The following is an 18,678-nucleotide window of genomic DNA, read 5'->3' on the forward strand; positions in this document are numbered from 1 at the left end:
GCGGCCGTACTCCGGCCGGTGGGGACACGTACGTACTCCGGCCGCTCGGGACACGTACGTGCTCCGGCCGGGTCAGGCCGCGGCCGTGTCCCTCGGCCCGGGCGGGTTCCGCGCGGGCTCGTCGCGGGACGCCGACAGCAGGAACTCCACCAGCTGTTCCTGGGTGACGGGCTCGGGCCGGTCCAGCGTGACCGTGGTGGTGTGGCTCTTGCCGCCGGCCCAGGACGGCCTGCGGGCGAGGAGCTCCTGCCCGGCGCAGGCCACGACGAAGAGGGGCACCGCCCCGGCGGACTCGGCCAGCTCCTCGACGGCGTCCAGGGCCAGGTCGGGCAGGCGGTGCAGGTCGTCCAGGCACAGCGCGACGGGCCGTCGCTGCGCCGCGTCCTGGAGGAACTCCCGCCAGGCCTCCAGGACCTCGCCCGGGCACAGGTCGCCGAAGTGCACGTCCGCGCCGGACGAGGCGACGAGCGGGCGCAGCCGCTGCCAGGGCACGTCGGCCGCCCGGCCGGAGGGGTACACGGCACGGACCTCGCGCTCCAGGGCCGAGAACACCGCGCTCTCCTCGTCGCCGGGCCGGATGCCGCAGTAGGCCGAGAGGATCCGGCCCGCCAGCGCGAGGGGCGACTCCTCGCCACGTAGCGGACGGGCCGTCAGGACCAGGGGAGTCGAGGGCAGTTCGTCGGACCAGCGGGCGAGCTCGCCCAGCAGCCTGCTCTTCCCGGTGCCCGCTTCTCCCAGGACCGTCACCAGATGGGGTACGGAGCGGCGCCAGGTGCGCTGTGCGAGACCCTTGAGGATGTCCAGCTCCAGCGCCTGCTCGGTGCCGGGGGCGTCCGCGCCCCGCGCGCCGAGCGCCTGCCAGCCGCCGGTCGCGCCGTCGCAGGACCGGTAGACGACGGCGTGGTCACTGGCGCGCCGCACGGCGTCGCTCACCCGTACCTCGCCCTCGGGCACGGCCCCCAGCAGCGCCTGGGACTCGTCGAGGACGGCGCCGACCACGGTGGGTCCCTCCTGCCCGGGGCGCCGGCGCAGCAGCACCTCTCCCCGGGTGACGGCGGCCGCCACCGCCGACTGGGCCGTGCCGGAGCCCGGCCCCGCGGAGACGTCCAGGACGTCCCGGACCGCGAGGGCCGACAGGACCGCCCGCGCGGCGTCGTCCCGGTCGTCCCCGTCGCCCCTGTAGGGGTCCTCGGGGTCCGTGGGGTTCTCGGGGTTTTCGGGGCCGTCGAGGCCGAACAGGGCCAGGGACACCGAGCCGATGGAGGCCGTCACCCTGCCGCCGAACCGCTCGACCTGCTCCCTGACCAGGAGCGCGGCACCGTCGAGGAGGGCGTCGAGCTCCTGGTCCGCCCCCTCGCCGAGGGAGGGCGCCAGCCGGGTGCGCAGACAGACGACGCTGACCTGGCGACGGTGGGTGGACGCCTGGGACCGGACCGGAGCGGGAGCGGACGGACCGGGGCCGGACGGGCCCGGATCGGACGAGGCGGGAGCGGACGGGTTGGGGCCGGACGGGCCGATACCGGGCGGACCGGGGATCGGCGCGGCGTCGGCGGCGCTCGGAGCGGGGGCCCCGGCGCGTAAGCCGTCGGCGTCGGTGCGAGCGCCGGCGGTGTCCGCCGCCCGGACGAGTTCGACCCGCTCCACCACGGGCCCGGACCCGCCCCCGCCGTCCGTCGCCCGTACGCGCGGCAGGGTCAGCGCCGGGTCCTGCGCGAGGATCGAATGCTGCAGGAGCTGGAGGCCGCGGCCGGGCTCCAGGCCCAGGTTCTCGACCAGGACGGCCCGCAGCCGGCTGTACTCGGCGAGGGCGTCCGCCTGCCGGCCGCAGCGGTACAGGGCCAGCATCCACTGCCCGCAGGAGCGTTCCCGCAGGGGCTCGGCCCGTACCAGCGCCTCCAGCTCGGTCAGGATCTCGTGGTGCCTGCCGCAGGCGAGCTGCGCCTCGAAGTACTCCTCCATGACGTTGAGCCGGGTGTTCTGCAGGGCCACCAGCTCGGGCCACTGGACGCCGTTCTCCACCAGGTCCGCCAGGGCGGGACCCCGCCACAGCGCCAGCGCGTCGCGCAGCAGCGGCGCCGCCTCCTCGGGCCGGGACCTCGCCAGCGACTCCCGGCCCCGGCCGACCCACGCGTGGAACCGGTGCAGGTCGACCTTCTCCGGATCCACCCGCATCATGTAGCCGGGCGGCCGCGTCAGCAGGGCCGTGCCGTTCGCCCCGGCGGCACCGGACGCCGACAGGGCGCCGCGCAGGCCGTAGACCGCGTTCTGAAGGATCTTGCGGGCCGTCATCGGGGCCTCGTCCACGCCCCACAGGGCGTTCAGGAGCCGGCTGGTGGCGACCGCCTTGTTCGCGTTCAGGAGCAGGAATCCCAGGGTGGCCCGCTGCTTGGTGCCGCCGAGCCCCACCGTCCTGCCGTCGTCGACCACTTCCATCGGACCGAGCACTCGGAACTGCATCGATTCCCCCACGCTACCCTCCGTGATCGCACGGCGGTGTCCTCGGCCGCGCATTCCGCGCCTGTCAGCGTGCACGAGGCCGGTCCAAGTCCGCACAAAACCCGGACAAGGTCAGAACGGCCCGCTCCCGGTGGTCACCCCGCCGGAAACGTGCCCGGCGCGGCACGCGGCGACGATCGCCCCGGCCACCTCCGCGAGGTGGGCGTCGAGGAAGAAGTGCCCGCCCCCGAAGACGTGGAGGCGCGTGCCGCCGGTGGTGAACCCGCCCCAGCGCTCGACCTGTTCGACGTCGACCACCGGGTCGCGGTCTCCGACGAGGAGGGTGAACGGGACGGTCAGGGGCGGCCCCGGCCGCCACGCGTACGCGCCGAGCGCACGGTAGTCGGCGCGGAGCGCGGGCATCACCATCTCCCGCAGCTCCGGATCCCGCAGCACCTCCGGAGTGGTGCCGCCGAGCCTCGCCACCGCCCGCACGATGTCGTCGTCGGTGCGCAGCCGGTCGTGGCGCCCCGGCCCGGGACCGGGCGCGCCGCGCGCCGAGAGGACCAGTGCGGCCGGCCCCCGGTCCGCCGCCAGCCGCCGGGCGACCTCGTAGGCGAGGACCGCGCCCATGCTGTGGCCGAAGAGGGCGTAGGGCCCCTCGGCCCGCCCGGCGACCTCGGCCGCCAGGGCGTCGGCGAGTGCGCCGATGTCGTCGAGGGGCTCCTCCAGGCGGCGGTCCTGCCGGCCGGGGTACTGCGCCACCAGCACGTCGAGCGTGCCCGCCAGGGCCTGGGCCAGGGGGCGCAGCGCGCTGGCCGCCCCGCCCGCGTGGGGGAAGCAGAAGAGCCGTACCGCACCGGGCGGCGGACCGGCCCGCCCGGGCGGCGGCTCGAACCCGCGCAGCCATCCGCTCGTCGCTCGCGCCACGTCGAACCTCCTCCGCTCGTCCGCGCGCCGCCGTACCGAGCGTGGTCGCGGCTCGCTCCTCGTCCCATCCTGCGCGGCACGGTTCAAAGAGCGCACAAACCGCGCACAACTCGCCTCGGAGGGAGGATTGTTCGGCGTGGAGGCGGGAGCCCCGGGGGCCGTCCGGCCCCGTGCCGCCGGACAGGCCCTAGGCGGCGCCGCAGGTTTCGGCCAGGTCCCAGTCCCGGGCGGAGAACGGGCAGTCCGTCCCCTCCGGCAGGAGCGTCGCGGCGGTCTCCTGGCCCGCCAACTGCGGCAGCATCAGACGCCAGAACCCGGTGACGGCGCTCCGCGAGGTCCACTCCGCGCCGATCCGGGACAGCACCTCGAACCCCGCGACGATCGAGGTGATGGCGAAGACCGCCTCCTCGATGACCACCTCGGGGGTGAGCACGTCCCGCTCCCGGGCGACGATCAGCATCAGCTGCACCCAGTCCTGCCACTCCTCCCACAGATTGATCCGGCCCTGCCACGTCGCGTCGCTGGCGAGGCTGAATCCGGCCCGGAGGACGGGGTCGTGCAGCAGGCACTCGGCCAGCACCTGCGAGGTGTCGACGAGGAGTTGCAGCGGCGAAGGATGCCGGAGCGGCACCCGCCCGGTGATGTGCACGAGCGTCTGCGAGGCGGCCAGTTCGACCGCCTCGCCCAGGGCTCGTTTGTTCCGGAAGTGGAAGTGCAGCGCCCCGTTGCTCACGCCCGCCCCGGAGCTGATCGCGGCGATCGAGGCGTCGGCGAACCCGGCGCGTTCGAAGACGACGGCGGCGGAACGGATCAGATCCTGACGTGTGCGAACGGCACGGGGCTGCATGGCCATGTGGCACTCCGATACGGGCTGTGAGCAACTGGTCGGGCGCACGAGAACATGCCACAGTAAATAGGTGAGTTGTTGACAAGGCACCTAACGGGCCCACGAGTTGGCCGGAGTTCGGCTGTCGTCGGCCGGTGCCCGTCGCGTGGTCCCTCACCACGTCACCGCCCCCGTGGCGCGGCTCTCGAGCATCTGTGTGTGCGGGGGCAACTGTATGCCCGGCGGCCGGACGGCAACCAGGCGTCGGCCCGGCCGCGCGATAGGGTGCGCCATGCTTGCCATCCAGTTCGACCGTTTCGGCGGCCCCGAGGTCCTCTCCGCGGTGGAGCTGCCGGCGCCCGTGCCCGGTCCGGACGAGACGCTCCTCGACGTCGAGGCCGCCGGCGTGAACTTCGCCGACACGCACCAGGTCGACGGCTCGTACCTGAGCGCCGACCTGCTGCCGTACGTCCCGGGGAGCGAGGTCGTCGGCCGTACGCCCGACGGCCGGCGCGTGCTCGCCCGGGTGTCCGGCGGCTACGCGCAGCAGGCCGTCGCCCGCCGGTCGGCCCTCGTCGGGATCCCCGAGGACCTCGACGCGGGCCGCGCCCTGGCGCTCGTGACGCAGGGCCTGACCGCCTGGCACCTACTGCGCTCCGCCGCCCGGCTGCGCCCCGGGGAGACCGTGGTCGTCCACGCGGCGGCGGGCGGCGTGGGCAGCCTCGCGGTGCAGCTGGCCAGGGAGTTCGGCGCGGGACGCGTCCTCGCCCAGGTGTCCCCGGGCAAGGAGGGACTCGCCCTGGAGCTGGGGGCGGACGCGGTCGTGAGCTACCCCCTGGACGAGAAGGCCGACGTCGTCCTGGACGCGGCCGGCGGAGAACTCTTCGACCAGGCCCTGGGGTCCCTGGCCTCCTTCGGACGGCTGGTGAGCTACGGCAACGCCTCGCGGAGCGCCTTCACGCCGGTCGACCCCGCCCGCCTGGGCCGGCTCAACGCCTCGGTCGTCGGCTTCTGGCTGCGGCCCGCGCTGGCCGCCCCGGGCGGGTTCGACGAGCCGCTCAAGGAGCTGTTCGCCCTGGTCGAGCAGGGCAGGCTCACCCCGCTGGCGGCCGCCCCGTACCCCCTCGCGGAGGCCCGCCGGGCGCACGAGGACCTGCTGGCGCGGCGTACGACCGGCAAGCTGATCCTGGTCCCGTGACCCTCGCGGACGTGCACGTCCCGGCCTGTCCTCCACCCTCTGGAAAGAACGCTCTAGCTGCTATCCTCGCGGGGTGAAGGAATCCCCACGGAGCAACGCGGAGCAGGCCGGTCCCGCACCGGAGCCCGCACTCGGCACCCGCGCGCGCATCGTCCGGGCGGCCTCGCTGCTGATGCAGCGGCAGGGGTACGACGGGACGGGCATCAAGCAGATCGCCCAGGAGGCCGACGCCACCCTCGGGTCGGTCTACCACTTCTTCCCCGGGGGCAAGCAGGAGCTGGCCACCGTGGCGATCGACCACGGCGACCGCGAATTCGCCGAGGCCCTGGGCGCGGCCCTCGACGGCGCCGACGACCCCGCCCGGGCGATCGCCGACTTTGCCGTCTCCCTCGCCGACCGGCTGGCCGAGTCGCACTGGGTCGACGGCTGCCCGGTCTCCACGACCGCGCTGGGCTCGGTCGGCCGCCTGCCCGACGTCCGCTCCGCCGCCGCCCGGGCCTTCGGGCACTGGCGCGAGGTGGTCTCCGACGCGCTGGTCAAGGCCGGGATCGCCGGGGAGGACGCGCACGAGCTGGCCCACACGGTGATCAGCACCCTGGAGGGCGCCGAGCTGGCCGCCCAGGTCTCCGGGAGCCGCGAGCCCCTGGAGATCGCCGCCAAGCACCTGGCCCGGCTCGTCGACGCGTACCGGTAGGAGCCGCGCCCGGAGGCGCCGCCCTGCCGCGCCCCGGAGACGCCGCCCCGCCGTGCCCCGGAGACGGCGCCCGCCGCGCCTCGGAGACGCCGCCCCGCCGTGCCCCGGAGACGCTGCCCCGCCGTGCCTTCGGGGACGGAGCCCGTCAGCCGCCCGTCAGGCCGCTCCGCGCCGACCGGCCGAGCGCCCGGATCAGCGCGGCCGGCCCGCCGTCGGCGCCGCCGAGCTCGGGACGTTCCGACAGGACGAGCGCGGCGGACTCCATCAGGAGGGTCACCACCAGGTTCTCGTACCGGGGGAGCGGGGACCCCGCCGTACGGTACGGAGGCCGTGGCCTCCGGGATCCCGGGAGGCCCAGCGCGGCGGCGAGGACCTCCCGGCCACGGCGCCGCAGCGCGGCCTGCGGCACCCGGCTCCCCTCCTCCTCCGCGGCCAGCGCGGCCGGCAGGGCCGTCTCGTACGCCCGTATGACCGCGGTCGCGAAGGGGTGGGGCGGCTCCGGCGGCCGCGTCGCGCGCCGGGCGCCGCCCCGTGGCCGCAGGGTCGGGTGCCCGGCCCTCGCGAGCCCGTCGTTCAGCGCCGCGACGAAGACCGGCCCCGCGGCGTCCCAGAAAGCGTTTCCGTCGTGCCTCTCGGCGCGCCTGTCCACAGTGCCTCCGTCTCACCGGGGAGCGGTGACGACCTGCTGGAAACGGCCGTTGAAGAACAGCAGCCCGGACTCGTCGGCGGACGTCGCGGAGCTCACCACGTCGCCGATGAAGACGGAGTGGTCGCCCGAGTCGTGCGCCTCGGCCAGCTCGCACTCCAGCCAGGCGACGGCGCCGTCCAGCAGCGGAGCCCGGGTGACCTCCCCCGGCCGCCAGCCGATCCCGTCGAACTGGGCCCGCCCCAGGGGGCGGCGCTTGTCGGCGAAGTGCCGTGCCAGCGGCTCCTGTTCGGCGCTCAGCACCGAGACGCCGAAGCTGCGCGCCGAGGTGATCGCCTTGTGCATCACCGCGCTGTGCGACACGCAGCAGAGCACGGTCGGCGGTTCGAGCGACACGGAGCTGAACGCGTTGGCCGTCATCGCGTGCAGGTGCTCGCCGCCGACGCTCAGGACGATGACCCCGGTCGCGAAGCGCGACATCGTCTCGCGCAGCGCGGCCGGCGCGATCGGGCTTCGGCCGACAGCTCCGCCTACGGACACATAACTCATGCCGAACCCTTCGAGAGAACCATTCGGAGAACCCTGGGACGAACGAAAACTCGGGTGGACGCCGGCGGGCGGCGGCGAGGCGGCATCGCGTCAGTCACGTTCCCCCGCCTTCGGGAAGTGACCGGTCCGCGTGAAGAAGTCCACGTACTTCCGGAAGAGCTCACCGGTCAGCGGCGGGCAGACGATCCCGCTGCCCGCCAGCTCCGCCTCGGTCTCGAAGGTGTCCATCGCCGGATAGAACGCGTCGGTGTCGGCCGTCATCATCTCGAACGCGTGCAGGAGCGGCGCGAGCGCGTTCGTCCCGTCCGCGTGGATGCGCTCGCGCCAGGTCTCCCGGTCGACCTCCGCCACGGAGTGGCCGAGCGCCCGCAACCGCTCCACGCACTCCCGCAGGCCGAGCGCGTCCGGATTGAACAGGTGGAACGTGCGGCCCGCCGCCGTGGCGCGCCGGGATACGTGCAGGACGGCCGCGCTGACGTAGTCCACCGGCAGGAGGTGGAAGCGCCCGTCGGCGTCCGACGGCACCGCACCGGCCTGCACGAGGCCCTTGAGGCTCAGCCAGACGAAGTCGTTGGTCTGGCAGGCGCCGTTCTCCCGGTCGCCCGAGATCACGTCCACGCGGTAGACGGACACCGGAAGCCCCCGCTCGCGGGCCAGCCCGACGACCTGCTCCGCGACCCACTTGCTCTGCAGATAGCCGCTGGGCAGCCGCTCGGCCGGGCCGGTGGGATCGGTCACCTTCAGGGGCACGCCCGGGGTCGCCGCGGACTCGAAGACGCCGACGGTCGACAAGTAGTGCACCGGAACGGTCCGGTGGCGCGCCGCCAGCCGCAGCACCTCCTCCGTCCCGCCCACGTTCGCCGCCCTCAGCGTCGCGTACGGGTGGAGCCAGTGCACCTGGGCGCCGTTGTGGTACACCACGTCGACGGTCTCGGCCAGCCGGTCGAAGTCCGCCTCGCTCAGACCGAGCCGGGGCTCGGCCAGGTCGCCCACGACCACGGAGAGCCGCTCGGGATCGACCGCTCCCGCCACCATGTAGCGCTCCAGGTTCGCCCACAGCCGCGCGCGGGCCCGCGCCTCGTCGTCGCCCCGGACGAGGCAGTGCACCCGCGCGGTGGTCGAGCGCATCAGGTCCCGCAGCAAGAAGGCGCCGAGGAACCCGCTCGCACCGGTCAGGAGCACCTCCCGGGGGTCTTCCACGGAGCGGACGACCTCGGCCGCGGGCCGGATGTCCTCGGCGAGACGCACCTCGGCGGCGAAGTCCGGCGCCTCCGCCCCGCCGGACCGCCCGGCGCCCTGCCCCGCGAACAGCTCGCCGAGGACGAACGCGGCCAGCGCCGCCGGAGTGGGATGGTCGAACACCACCGTCGCCGGCAACCGCGCGCCGACGAGCGCGTTGCACCGGTTGCGCAGCTCGACGGCGGTCAGCGAGTCGAAGCCCTGGGCGAGGAACGGCTCGTCGTCCTTGATCCGCCGCGCGTCGCCGTGCCCGAGCACCCGCGCGACCTCCTCCCGTACCGCCTCGAGGACCAGACCGGACCGCTCGCCGTCGGGCACCGACGCCAGCCGCTCCGCCCAGGCCGTCCCGTCCGCCCCGCCCGCACCGGCCCGAGGCCGCGCGGGGGCGCGGACCAGCCCCCGGAACAGCGCCGGGACCGTCTCCAGCTTCCGTACGGCGTCGAGGTCCAGCGGGGTCGCCACCAGCGCGGGGCGGCCCGTACCGAGCGCGAGGTCCAGCAGCGCGGTCCCCGCCCCGGCGGTCACGGGCAGGAAACCGCCGCGCGCGATGCGCCCGAGGTCGGCCGCGTCCAGCCCGCCCGACATGCCGCCGTCCTGCGTCCACAGGCCCCACGCGACGGACGTGGCGGGCAGGCCCTCCGCGGCGCGCTGCCGGGCCAGACCGTCCAGGAAGGAGTTCGCCGCGGCGTACGTGGACTGGCCCGGGCCCCCCACCACGCCCGCGATCGAGGAGAACAGGACGAACGCCGACAGCTCCTCCTCCCGCGTCAACTCGTGCAGGTTCCAGGCCGCTTCGGCCTTCGGCCGGAGCACCGCGGCCAGCCGCTCGGGAGTCTGGGACCCCACCAGCCCGTCGTCCAGCACGCCCGCCGCGTGGATCACGGCGGTCAGGGGATGGCGCACGGGCACGTTCGACAGCAGCTCGGCCAAGTCCTCGCGGTCGGCCACGTCGCAGGCGGCGACGGTCACCTCGGCGCCGAGCTCCTTCAACTCGGCCGCCAACTCCGCAGCGCCTTCCGCCTGTTCACCCCTGCGGCTGGTCAGCAGCAGATGCCCCACGCCGTGTTCACGGACGAGGTGCCGGGCGACGAGCGCACCGAGGGAACCGGTGCCGCCGGTGATCAGGACGGTTCCTTCGCGGTTTCCGTACGGGCTTCTGTACGCAGTGGAGGACACTTCGCCGTACTGCGGGAGGTACTGGAGGCGCGGCACGAGGAGCCGGCCCCGGCGCAGCGCCACCTGCGGCTCGCCGGAGTGGAGGGCGGCTTGCGCGGCGGTGCTCGCGTCCGTGCGCCCGTCTCCGTCTGCGCTTCCGTTTTCGTCCGTTTCGGCATCGGCATCGACATCGACGAGCCAGAAGCGGCCGGGCGTCTCCGACTGGGCCGAGCGCAGCAGACCCCAGACGGCCGCGTTGCCCGGGTCCACCGGCTCCCCCTCGTCCACCGCCACCGCTTGCCGCGTGACCACGACGAGGGGCACGTCGGAGAGGCGGTCGTCCGCCAGCCACCGCTGGACCACTTCGAGGAGCCGGCGCGTCCGGATCCGGGCGGAAGCCGCCGGGTCGGTCGCGGGCGAGAAGCCGACGGGAAGCACGACGGCGTCGAGGGGCTGCCCGGAAGCGACCGCCCGCGCCACTTCGGCCACGTCGCCGAAACGACCCGCCCCGGCGCCCAGTACGCCGAACCGCTTCGGAGCCCCGCCGGCGGTGGCCGGGAGAGACGCCCACGCGACGTGCAGCAGGCTGTCGGACGTCCGCGCGGCCGCGCGCGCGATCTCGCCGCCCTCCGTACGCCCCCACGCGACGGACCGGAGCAGCGCCGTCGGAGCACCGTTCCGGTCTGCCAGGCGGACCGTCAGCGGACCGCCCTCCTCGGTACGGGTGATCGCGACCCGCACCTCGGAGGCGCCACTCGCGTACACGCGCACTCCCCGCACCGAGGCGACCGAGGGCGTGCCCGGCGCCTGCGGCCCCTCCACGGCGACCTGGGAGGCGAGCAGGGCCCCGTCGAGGAGCACCGGATGGAGCAGATGGCCCGATCCGTCCGCTTCCGTGGGCAGGCTCACCTCGGCGAAGACCTCGTCCCCCCGCCGCCACACGGACTTCAGCGACTGGAACGCGGGGCCGCGCCGCACGCCGGACCCGGCGAGCCGCTCCCGTATCTCGTCCGGGGACACGGCCTGCGCGTCCCGGGGCGGCCACGTGCCGAGGTCGAAGGGGGCCTCCGGAGCCTGCGGACAGAGCAGCCCGCGTGCGTGGACGGTCCACGGCGCGTCCCCCCGGTCCGGCCGCGCGTGCACGGTGACCGGCCGCCTCCCTGCCTTGTCGGGCACGCCCACGGCCACCTGGAGGTCCGTCCCGGAGCCGCGCCGGACGACCAGCGGGGCCTCCACCACGAGCTCGTCGAGGACCGGGCACCCGAACTCGTCGCCGGCCCGGACCGCCAGTTCCACCAGGGCGACGCCGGGCACGACGACGGACCCGTGGACCTCGTGATCGGCCAGCCACGGGTGAGTGTGCAAGGAGATCCGGTTGGTGAACAGCCCCTCGTCGGCCGTGGCCAGCGGGACGGACGCGCCAAGGAGCGGATGATCCCCGGTCCGCAGCCCGAGGCTCTCGGGGTCGACACGGGGGCTCGTGCTCTCGATCCAGTAGCGCTCGCGCTGGAAGGCGTAGGTGGGGAGGTCGGTGGTGTTCTGAGGGGTGAGGAGGGGGCGCCAGTCGAGTGCGGTGCGGGTGTGGGTGGCGGCGAGGGCGGCGAGCAGGGTGTGGGTTTCGGGTGTGCCCGCTCGCAGGAGTGCGATGGCGGTGCCTTGTGTGGCGAGGGTGAGGGGGGTGAGGACGGCGTTGGGGCCGATTTCGAGGTAGGTGGTGGTGCCCTGGTCGTTGAGGGTGGTGAGGGCGTGGGTGAAGCGGACGGTTCCCCGGAGTTGGTCGGCCCAGTAGTCGGCTTTGGTTATTTCGTGGTTGGTGAGTTGGCCGGTGAGGGTGGAGACGAGGGGGATGGTCGGCGGGTGGTACGTAATGTCGGCCGCTGCGGCACGGAACTCTTCAGCGGCTTGGTTCATGTGGGGGGAGTGGAAGGCGTGGCTGACGGTGAGGCGGGTGGTTTTGCGTCCTTGCTGTGTGAAGTGTGCGGCGATTTCTTCGACGGTGTGGGTGTCGCCGGAGAGGACGGTGGAGTGGGGTGAGTTGAGGGCGGCGATGGATGCTTTGTCGTCGTGTCCGGCCAGGAGGGGGAGGATTTCTTCTTCTGTGGCTTGGATGGCGATCATGGTTCCGCCGGGTGTGGCGTTCTGCATGAGGCGGGCGCGGGTGGCGACAAGGTGGGCTGCGTCGTGGAGGTCGAAGACGCCTGCGATGTGGGCGGCGGTGATTTCTCCGATGGAGTGCCCGGCGACGAAGTCGGGGCGGAGTCCGAAGGATTCGACCAGTCGGTAGAGCGCGACCTCTACGGCGAACAGGGCCGGCTGTGTGTAGAGGGTCTGGTCGAGGTGGAGTCCGGTGCGGATGGTCTGTGCGATCGGCTGGTCGAGGTGGGGGTCCAGTGCCGCGCAGGTCTCGTCGAAAGCCTCGGCGAACACCGGGAAGGCCTCGTACAGCTCCATGCCCATACCGACCCGCTGAGCACCCTGACCGGTGAACAAGAACGCCACCTTGCCCGGTGCTGAGGTGCCCGTGATGATGTCGGGCCCCGTTTGTCCGTTGGCCAAAGCCCTTACGGAGTCGTGCAGTTCTCGAATGTCGTTGCCGAGGATGACGGCGCGGTGGGAGTGCGTGGTGCGTGTGGTGGCCAGGGACCAGGCGATAGTGGCGGGGGAGAGGGCGGGGTTACGGGTGAGGAAGTCGTCCAGGCGCGCGGCCTGGCCGTGAAGCGCCTGCTCGCTCTTCGCGGACAACACCCAGGGCAGCAGGGAGTGGGCTTTCGGCGCGGATTCAGGGATGGCAGGGGAGCCGTTCTCGGACGGAGCCTGTTCGAGGATCACGTGCGCGTTCGTCCCGCTGACCCCGAACGCGGACACGGCGGCCCGACGAGGTGCCCCCGTCTCGGGCCATGGCCTCTTCTCGGTGAGGAGTTCGACGGCTCCTGTCGTCCAGTCGACCATCGGTGTGGGTGCGTCCACGTGGAGGGTCTTCGGCAGGATGCCGTGGCGCATGGCCTGCACCATCTTGATGACTCCGCCCACGCCCGCCGCGGCGACCGTGTGTCCGATGTTGGATTTGAGGGAGCCGAGGTAGAGGGGGTGGGGGGTGGTGCGGTGGTGTCCGTAGGTGGTGAGGAGGGCTTGGGCTTCGATGGGGTCGCCGAGGCGGGTTCCGGTGCCGTGGGCTTCGACGGCGTCGATGTCGTCGGTGGTGAGGCCTGCGTCGGTGAGGGCTTGGCGGATGACGCGTTCTTGGGAGGGTCCGTTGGGGGCGGTGAGTCCGTTGCTGGCGCCGTCCTGGTTGACGGCGGAGCCGCGCAGTATGGCGAGGATCTGGTGTCCGTTGCGTTGGGCGTCGGAGAGTCGTTCGACCAGGAGGAGTCCGACGCCTTCGGACCACGCGGTGCCGTCGGCTGCCGCCGCGAACGACTTGATCCGCCCGTCCGGCGCCAGCCCGCTCTGGCGCGAGAAATCGACGAACCCGCTCGGGGTCGCGGTCACGGTCGCGCCGCCTGCGAGGGCGAGGTCGCATTCGCCCCGGCGCAGGGCGTTGGCGGCGAGGTGGAGGGCCACCAGGGAGGACGAGCAGGCGGTGTCGACGGAGATCGCCGGGCCCTCAAGACCGAACGTATAGGCGATGCGGCCCGAGGCCACGCTGCTGAGCTTGCCGGTGAGCAGATAGCCCTCGGACTCCTGCGGCCCTTCGAGACCCAGGTAGCTCTGCTCTATCACCCCCGCGAACACGCCGGTCCGGCTGCCCTTGAGCGTGTCGGGGTCGATGCCGGCCCGCTCGAAGGTCTCCCACGCCGTCTCCAGGAGCAGCCGCTGCTGAGGGTCCATGGCGCGGGCCTCGCGGGGCGCGATGCCGAAGAACTCCGCGTCGAACAGCGCGGCGTCGTGGAGGAACCCGCCCTCCCGGGTGTACGAGGTGCCCGGCGTCTTCGGGTCCGGGTCGTACAGCCCTTCCAGGTCCCAGCCCCGGTCCGTCGGGAAGGGGGTGATGGCGTCGACGCCGTCCGCCGCCAGCCGCCACAGGTCCTCGGGCGACACCGCGCCACCGGGGAACCGGCAGCCCATCGACACGATCGCGATCGGCTCGCCCGTGCCGCTCTCCAGTTCGGCGAGCCGCTGCTGAGCCTTGTGGAGATCTGCGGTCACCCGCCTGAGGTACGCGACGAGTTTCTCTTCGTTCGACATGGCGGATCAATCTCTCCTCGGGACCACGGGGTGGGCGAGCGGGCCGTAGGGGTTGCGGAGCGGCGGGATCGGGCCGTACGGGCTGCGGATCAGCTGAGCCGGGAGTCGATGAAGCTGAAGAGTTCCTCCGCCGACGCCGAGGCCAGCGCGTCGTCCTCCTCCTGTACCGGCGGGGCGGGCTCCGGCTTCTTCAGCCGCCCCACGAGGGACTGGAGCCGCGCGGCCAGCTCTTCGCGCTCCGCCTCCCCGGGCGGAGCCGCCGCCAGGAGCGCGTCGACCTTGTCGAGATCGGCCAGGACCGAGCTCATCGTGTCGCCCGCGACCGGACCGAGCCTTTCCAGCAGGTGTCCGGCGAGGGCCTCGGGCGTCGGACGGTCGAACACCACGGTCGCCGCGAGCCGGACGCCCGTGGCCGCGTTGAGCCGGTTGCGCAACTCGACACCGGTCATCGAGTCGAGCCCGAGATCCTGGAACGAACTCTCCGGCGTGACGGCCCGGGACGACGCGTGCCCGAGCACCGACGCCGCTTCGGCCCGCACCAGGGACAGCGCCCACTCCTCCCGCTCCCGGGGAGACATCGAGGCCAGCCGGTCCGCCGGGGACTGCGCCGCCGCACCGGCACCGGCCGGGGACTCCCCGGCGTATTCCTCCGGCCCGCCCGGCACCACCGTACGCAGCAGGTGCGGGACCGGGCCGCCGGAACGTATCTCCGTACGGTCCAGCGGGGTGGCGACGACGGCCGGCACGCCCGACCCGACCGCCCGGTCGAACAACGCGATCCCGCGCGAGCGGGAGGTGACGCCGAAGCCGCTCCGGGCGAACCTCTCCCGGTCCTTGCCGTCCAGGCGCCCGTTGATTCCGCCTTCCTCCCACAGGCCCCACGCGATGGACGTGGCCGGCAGCCCCCGCGCCCGGCGGTGGTGCGCGAGACCGTCCAGGAAGGCGTTGGCGGCCGCGTAGTTGGACTGCCCGGGAGCGCCAAACACGCCCACGGTCGAGGAGAACGTCACGAACGCCGTGAGGTCCAGGTCCCGCGTCAGTTCGTGCAGGTTCCAGGCGCCGTCGGCCTTCGGGCGGAGCACCGCGTGCAACCGCTCCGGCTCCAGGGACTCGAACAGGCCGTTGTCGAGGACCCCCGCGGCGTGGACGACCACGGTGAGCCGGCGCTCACCGGAGAGCCCGGACAGCAGGTCACCGAGGGCGTCGCGGTCGGCCACGTCGCAGGCGGCGATGGTCACCTCGGCGCCCAGCTCCTTGAGCTCCGCCGCCAACTCGCTCGCCCCGTCAGCCTGTTCGCCGTGCAGACCGAGGAGCAGGAGGTTCCTGACCCCGTGCTCCGCGACCAGATGGCGCGAGACGGCCGCGCCCAGCAATCCCGTACCGCCGGTGACGAGAACGGTCCCGGAGGAGGACCAACGCGGCGCGTCCGGCCTGCGGGCCGCCACCGGCAGGGCCCGCAGCCGAGGCGTCATCGGGACGCCGTGCCGCAGGACGTTCTCGGGGGCCGAACCGGCCAGGACGGAGGACAGTACCGAAGCGGGGACCGTGCCGTCGGCATCGACGAGTACGACCCGGCCGGGATGCTCGGTCTGTACGGAACGCAGCAGCCCCCACACCGCCGAGGCCACCGGATCCGGTACGTCCTCCGGCACCGCCCGCACCGCGCCCCGCGTCAGCACGACGAGCGGAAGTGCCGGCAGCCGTTCGTCGGCCAGCCACCGCTGGAGGAGGCCCAGAACCCGCTCCGTCGCCTCGTGCACGGAGGCGGGAGGCCGCGACTGCGTGTCCTGCGACCACGGCAGCAGCACCGCGTCGACCCGCCCGGCCGCCTCGGCGACGGCACCGAGACCGTCGAACACCTCGACGCTGCCGCCGTCCAGGACGGCTTCGCTCCCCTCTCCCAGCATCCCCCACTGTCGTGGGCGTGCCTCGTCCACGTGCGCCGAGGTCTCCTGCCACTCCACGGCGAACAACGCGTCAGCAGCGGGGTCTGACACCTCGCCGGCCTCCGGCATCAGCCAGTAGCGCTCGCGCTGGAAGGCGTAGGTGGGGAGGTCGGTGGTGTGGTGGGGGGTGAGGAGGGGTCGCCAGTCGAGTGCGGTGCGGGTGTGGGTGGCGGCGAGGGCGGCGAGGAGGGTGCTCACCTCGGGCTTGCCCGCCCGGAGGAGAGGGGTGATGTGGGCTTGGTCGAGGGCGAGGGGGGTGAGGACGGCGTTGGGGCCGATTTCGAGGTACGTGGTGCTGCCCTGGTCGTTGAGGGTGGTGAGGGCGTGGGTGAAGCGGACGGTTCCTCGGAGCTGGTTGGCCCAGTAGTCGGCCTTGGTTATTTCGTGGTGGGCGAGTTGGCCGGTGAGGGTGGAGACGAGGGGGATCGTTGGCGGGTGGTAGGTAATTCCGGCTGCCGCAGTTCGGAATTCTTCGGCGGCTTGGTTCATGTGGGGGGAGTGGAAGGCGTGGCTGACGGTGAGGCGGGTGGTTTTGCGCCCCTGCTGTTTCCAGATGTCAGCGATTTCTTCGACGGCACGGTTATCGCCGGATATGACGGTGGAGTGGGGTGAGTTGAGGGCGGCGATGCTGACGTGGTCTTCGTGTTCGGCCAGGGTGGGGAGGATTTCTTCCTCGTCGGCTTGGATGGCGATCATGGTTCCGCCGGGTGTGGCGTTCTGCATGAGGCGGGCGCGGGTGGTGACAAGGCGCGCGGCATCGGTGAGGTCGAAGACGCCTGCGATGTGGGCGGCGGCGATTTCTCCGATGGAGTGCCCGGCCACGAAGTCGGGGCGGAGTCCGAAGGATTCGACCAGCCGGTAGAGCGCGACTTCCACGGCGAAGAGGGCCGGCTGTGTGTAGAGCGTCTGGTCGAGATGCATCCCGCTGCGGATGGTCTGTGCGATCGGCTGGTCGAGGTGAGGGTCCAGCGCCGCGCAGGTCTCGTCGAAAGCCTCGGCGAACACGGGGAAGGTCTCGTACAGTTCCATGCCCATACCGACCCGCTGAGCACCCTGACCGGTGAACAGAAAAGCTGTCTTCCCGGGGGCGGCGACACCGGTGATGACGTCGGTCTCTGTTCGTCCCTCGGCCAAAGCCCTTACCCGACCCTGCAACTCCTGGATGTCGTTGCCGAGGATGACGGCGCGGTGGGAGTGCGTGGTGCGTGTGGTGGCCAGGGACCAGGCGATAGTGGCGGGGGAGAGGGTGGGGTTACGGGTGAGGAAGTCGTCCAGGCGCGCGGCCTGGGCCCGAAGCGCCTGCTCGCTCTTGGCCGACAGCAGCCACGGCGTCACGACGGGCGTCGCCGCCGCAGGAGCCGGGTCGGCCGGGGTCTCGACGGGTGCCTGCTCCAGTACGACGTGCGCGTTCGTCCCCCCGAAGCCGAAGGACGACACCGCCGCGCGGCGCGCGCGGCCCGTGTCCGGCCACTTCCGTTGCTCGGTGAGGAGTTCGACGGCTCCTGTCGTCCAGTCGACCATCGGTGTGGGTTCGTCCACGTGCAACGTCTTCGGCAGAATGCCGTGGTGCATGGCCTGCACCATCTTGATGACCCCGCCGACCCCCGCCGCTGCCTGGGCGTGTCCGATGTTGGATTTGAGGGAGCCGAGGTAGAGGGGGTGGGGGGTGGTGCGGTGGTGGCCGTAGGTGGTGAGGAGGGCTTGGGCTTCGATGGGGTCGCCGAGGCGGGTTCCGGTGCCGTGGGCTTCGACGGCGTCGATGTCGTCGGTGGTGAGGCCGGCATCCGCGAGTGCTTGGCGGATGACGCGTTCTTGGGAGGGGCCGTTGGGTGCGGTGAGTCCGTTGCTGGCGCCGTCCTGGTTGACGGCGGAGCCGCGCAGTATGGCGAGGATCCGGTGTCCGTTGCGTTGGGCGTCGGAGAGGCGTTCGACCAGGAGGAGCCCGACACCTTCGGACCACGCGGTGCCGTCAGCTGCCGCCGCGAACGACTTGATCCGCCCGTCCGGCGCCAGGCCCCGCAAGCGGGAGAACTCCACGAAGGCCACCGGCGTCGACATCACGGTCGCGCCGCCTGCGAGGGCGAGGTCGCATTCGCCCCGGCGCAGGGCGTTGGCGGCGAGGTGGAGGGCCACCAGGGAGGACGAGCAGGCGGTGTCGACGGAGATCGCCGGACCCTCGAACCCGAAGGTGTACGAGAGCCTGCCCGCGGCGATGCTGCCCGCGCTGCCGCTGAACAGATAGCCCTCGGAGGTCTCCTTCGGGAGCCCCGGCCGTGACCCGTAGTCGTTGTACATGACCCCCGCGAACACGCCGGTCCGGCTGCCCTTCAGCGCGTCGGGGTCGATGCCGGCCCGCTCGAAGGTCTCCCACGCCGTCTCCAGGAGCAGCCGCTGCTGGGGGTCCGACGTCAGCGCCTCGCGCGGCGACATCCCGAAGAACGCCGCGTCGAACCGCGCGGCGTCGTGGAGGAAGCCCCCCTCGCGCCCGTAACTGGTCCCGACGTGTGCCGGATCCGGGTCGTAGAGGCCTTCGAGGTCCCAGCCCCGGTCGGTCGGGAAGGGGGTGACGGCGTCGACGCCGTCCGCCGCCAGCCGCCACAGGTCCTCGGGCGACACCGCGCCACCGGGGAACCGGCAGCCCATCGACACGATCGCGATCGGCTCCCGCGCTCTCTCCTCGACCGTGCGCAGCCGGTCCCGCGCGTCACGGGCGTCCGTGATCGCACGCTTGAGGTACTCGCGGAGGGTGTTCTCGTCCGCCATGATGCTCAGCTCCCCGGTGTGGTGTGCCCGTGCTCCCCTGCCGTGCGCCACACGGGCCGGGAACATCTCGTGGAAACAATGCGGGCCGGCCGTGAATGCGACTTTTCGAGA

Annotated in this window: 7 protein-coding genes and 2 pseudogenes; 2 read left to right on the forward strand and 7 right to left on the reverse strand. The window is 72.9% G+C overall.

The window, feature by feature from the left end; genetic code table 11:
* Positions 1 to 72: 72 nt before the first annotated feature.
* The 3 genes from ACIQVI_RS03015 to ACIQVI_RS03025 form a co-directional block, all read right to left on the reverse strand.
* Entirely contained in the window at positions 73 to 2,457 is a 2,385-nt protein-coding gene (locus tag ACIQVI_RS03015) for a BTAD domain-containing putative transcriptional regulator (RefSeq protein WP_403590266.1), read from the reverse strand.
* Positions 2,458 to 2,568: 111 nt separating this feature from the next.
* A complete protein-coding gene (locus tag ACIQVI_RS03020) occupies positions 2,569 to 3,366 on the reverse strand; it encodes a thioesterase II family protein (RefSeq protein ID WP_403590269.1) in 798 nt (265 codons plus the stop codon).
* A gap of 187 nt (positions 3,367 to 3,553) precedes the next feature.
* Positions 3,554 to 4,219, reverse strand: a complete 666-nt coding sequence (locus ACIQVI_RS03025; protein WP_403590272.1) for a ScbR family autoregulator-binding transcription factor — start codon at positions 4,217 to 4,219, stop codon at positions 3,554 to 3,556.
* A gap of 265 nt (positions 4,220 to 4,484) precedes the next feature.
* On the opposite strand from ACIQVI_RS03025, the gene ACIQVI_RS03030 reads away from it, so the two are divergent.
* Positions 4,485 to 5,390 (forward strand): zinc-binding alcohol dehydrogenase family protein, encoded by a 906-nt coding sequence (locus ACIQVI_RS03030; RefSeq protein WP_403590275.1) that lies wholly within the window; start codon positions 4,485 to 4,487, stop codon positions 5,388 to 5,390.
* Between the two features lie 73 nt (positions 5,391 to 5,463).
* Positions 5,464 to 6,084 (forward strand): TetR/AcrR family transcriptional regulator, encoded by a 621-nt coding sequence (locus ACIQVI_RS03035; protein WP_403590278.1) that lies wholly within the window; start codon positions 5,464 to 5,466, stop codon positions 6,082 to 6,084.
* Between the two features lie 145 nt (positions 6,085 to 6,229).
* Here ACIQVI_RS03035 and ACIQVI_RS03040 read toward each other — a convergent pair whose 3' ends face one another.
* From ACIQVI_RS03040 to ACIQVI_RS03055, 4 genes and pseudogenes are all read right to left on the reverse strand, one after another.
* Entirely contained in the window at positions 6,230 to 6,733 is a 504-nt protein-coding gene (locus ACIQVI_RS03040; protein WP_403590281.1) for a hypothetical protein, read from the reverse strand.
* A 12-nt stretch (positions 6,734 to 6,745) separates the two neighbouring features.
* The gene (locus tag ACIQVI_RS03045) at positions 6,746 to 7,279 is read right to left on the reverse strand and encodes a flavin reductase family protein (RefSeq protein WP_351970691.1); all 534 of its coding nucleotides are present in this window, start codon (positions 7,277 to 7,279) and stop codon (positions 6,746 to 6,748) included.
* 90 nt (positions 7,280 to 7,369) lie between these two features.
* Positions 7,370 to 13,858 (reverse strand): annotated as a pseudogene (locus ACIQVI_RS03050) (type I polyketide synthase); the annotation flags it as partial.
* An 89-nt stretch (positions 13,859 to 13,947) separates the two neighbouring features.
* Positions 13,948 to 18,567 (reverse strand): annotated as a pseudogene (locus tag ACIQVI_RS03055) (type I polyketide synthase); the annotation flags it as partial.
* Positions 18,568 to 18,678 lie beyond the last annotated feature (111 nt).

This window comes from Streptomyces sp. NPDC098101, from assembly GCF_044760185.1.
In the GTDB taxonomy this organism is placed as follows: domain Bacteria; phylum Actinomycetota; class Actinomycetes; order Streptomycetales; family Streptomycetaceae; genus Streptomyces.

Excerpts from the sequence above, each read along its gene's own strand:
- ACIQVI_RS03045 (WP_351970691.1), bottom strand. The coding sequence starts at position 7,279 with ATGAGTTATGTGTCCGTAGGCGGAGCTGTCGGCCGAAGCCCGATCGCG.
- ACIQVI_RS03025 (WP_403590272.1), bottom strand. The coding sequence starts at position 4,219 with ATGGCCATGCAGCCCCGTGCCGTTCGCACACGTCAGGATCTGATCCGT.
- ACIQVI_RS03015 (WP_403590266.1), bottom strand. The coding sequence starts at position 2,457 with ATGCAGTTCCGAGTGCTCGGTCCGATGGAAGTGGTCGACGACGGCAGG.
- ACIQVI_RS03030 (WP_403590275.1), top strand. The coding sequence starts at position 4,485 with ATGCTTGCCATCCAGTTCGACCGTTTCGGCGGCCCCGAGGTCCTCTCC.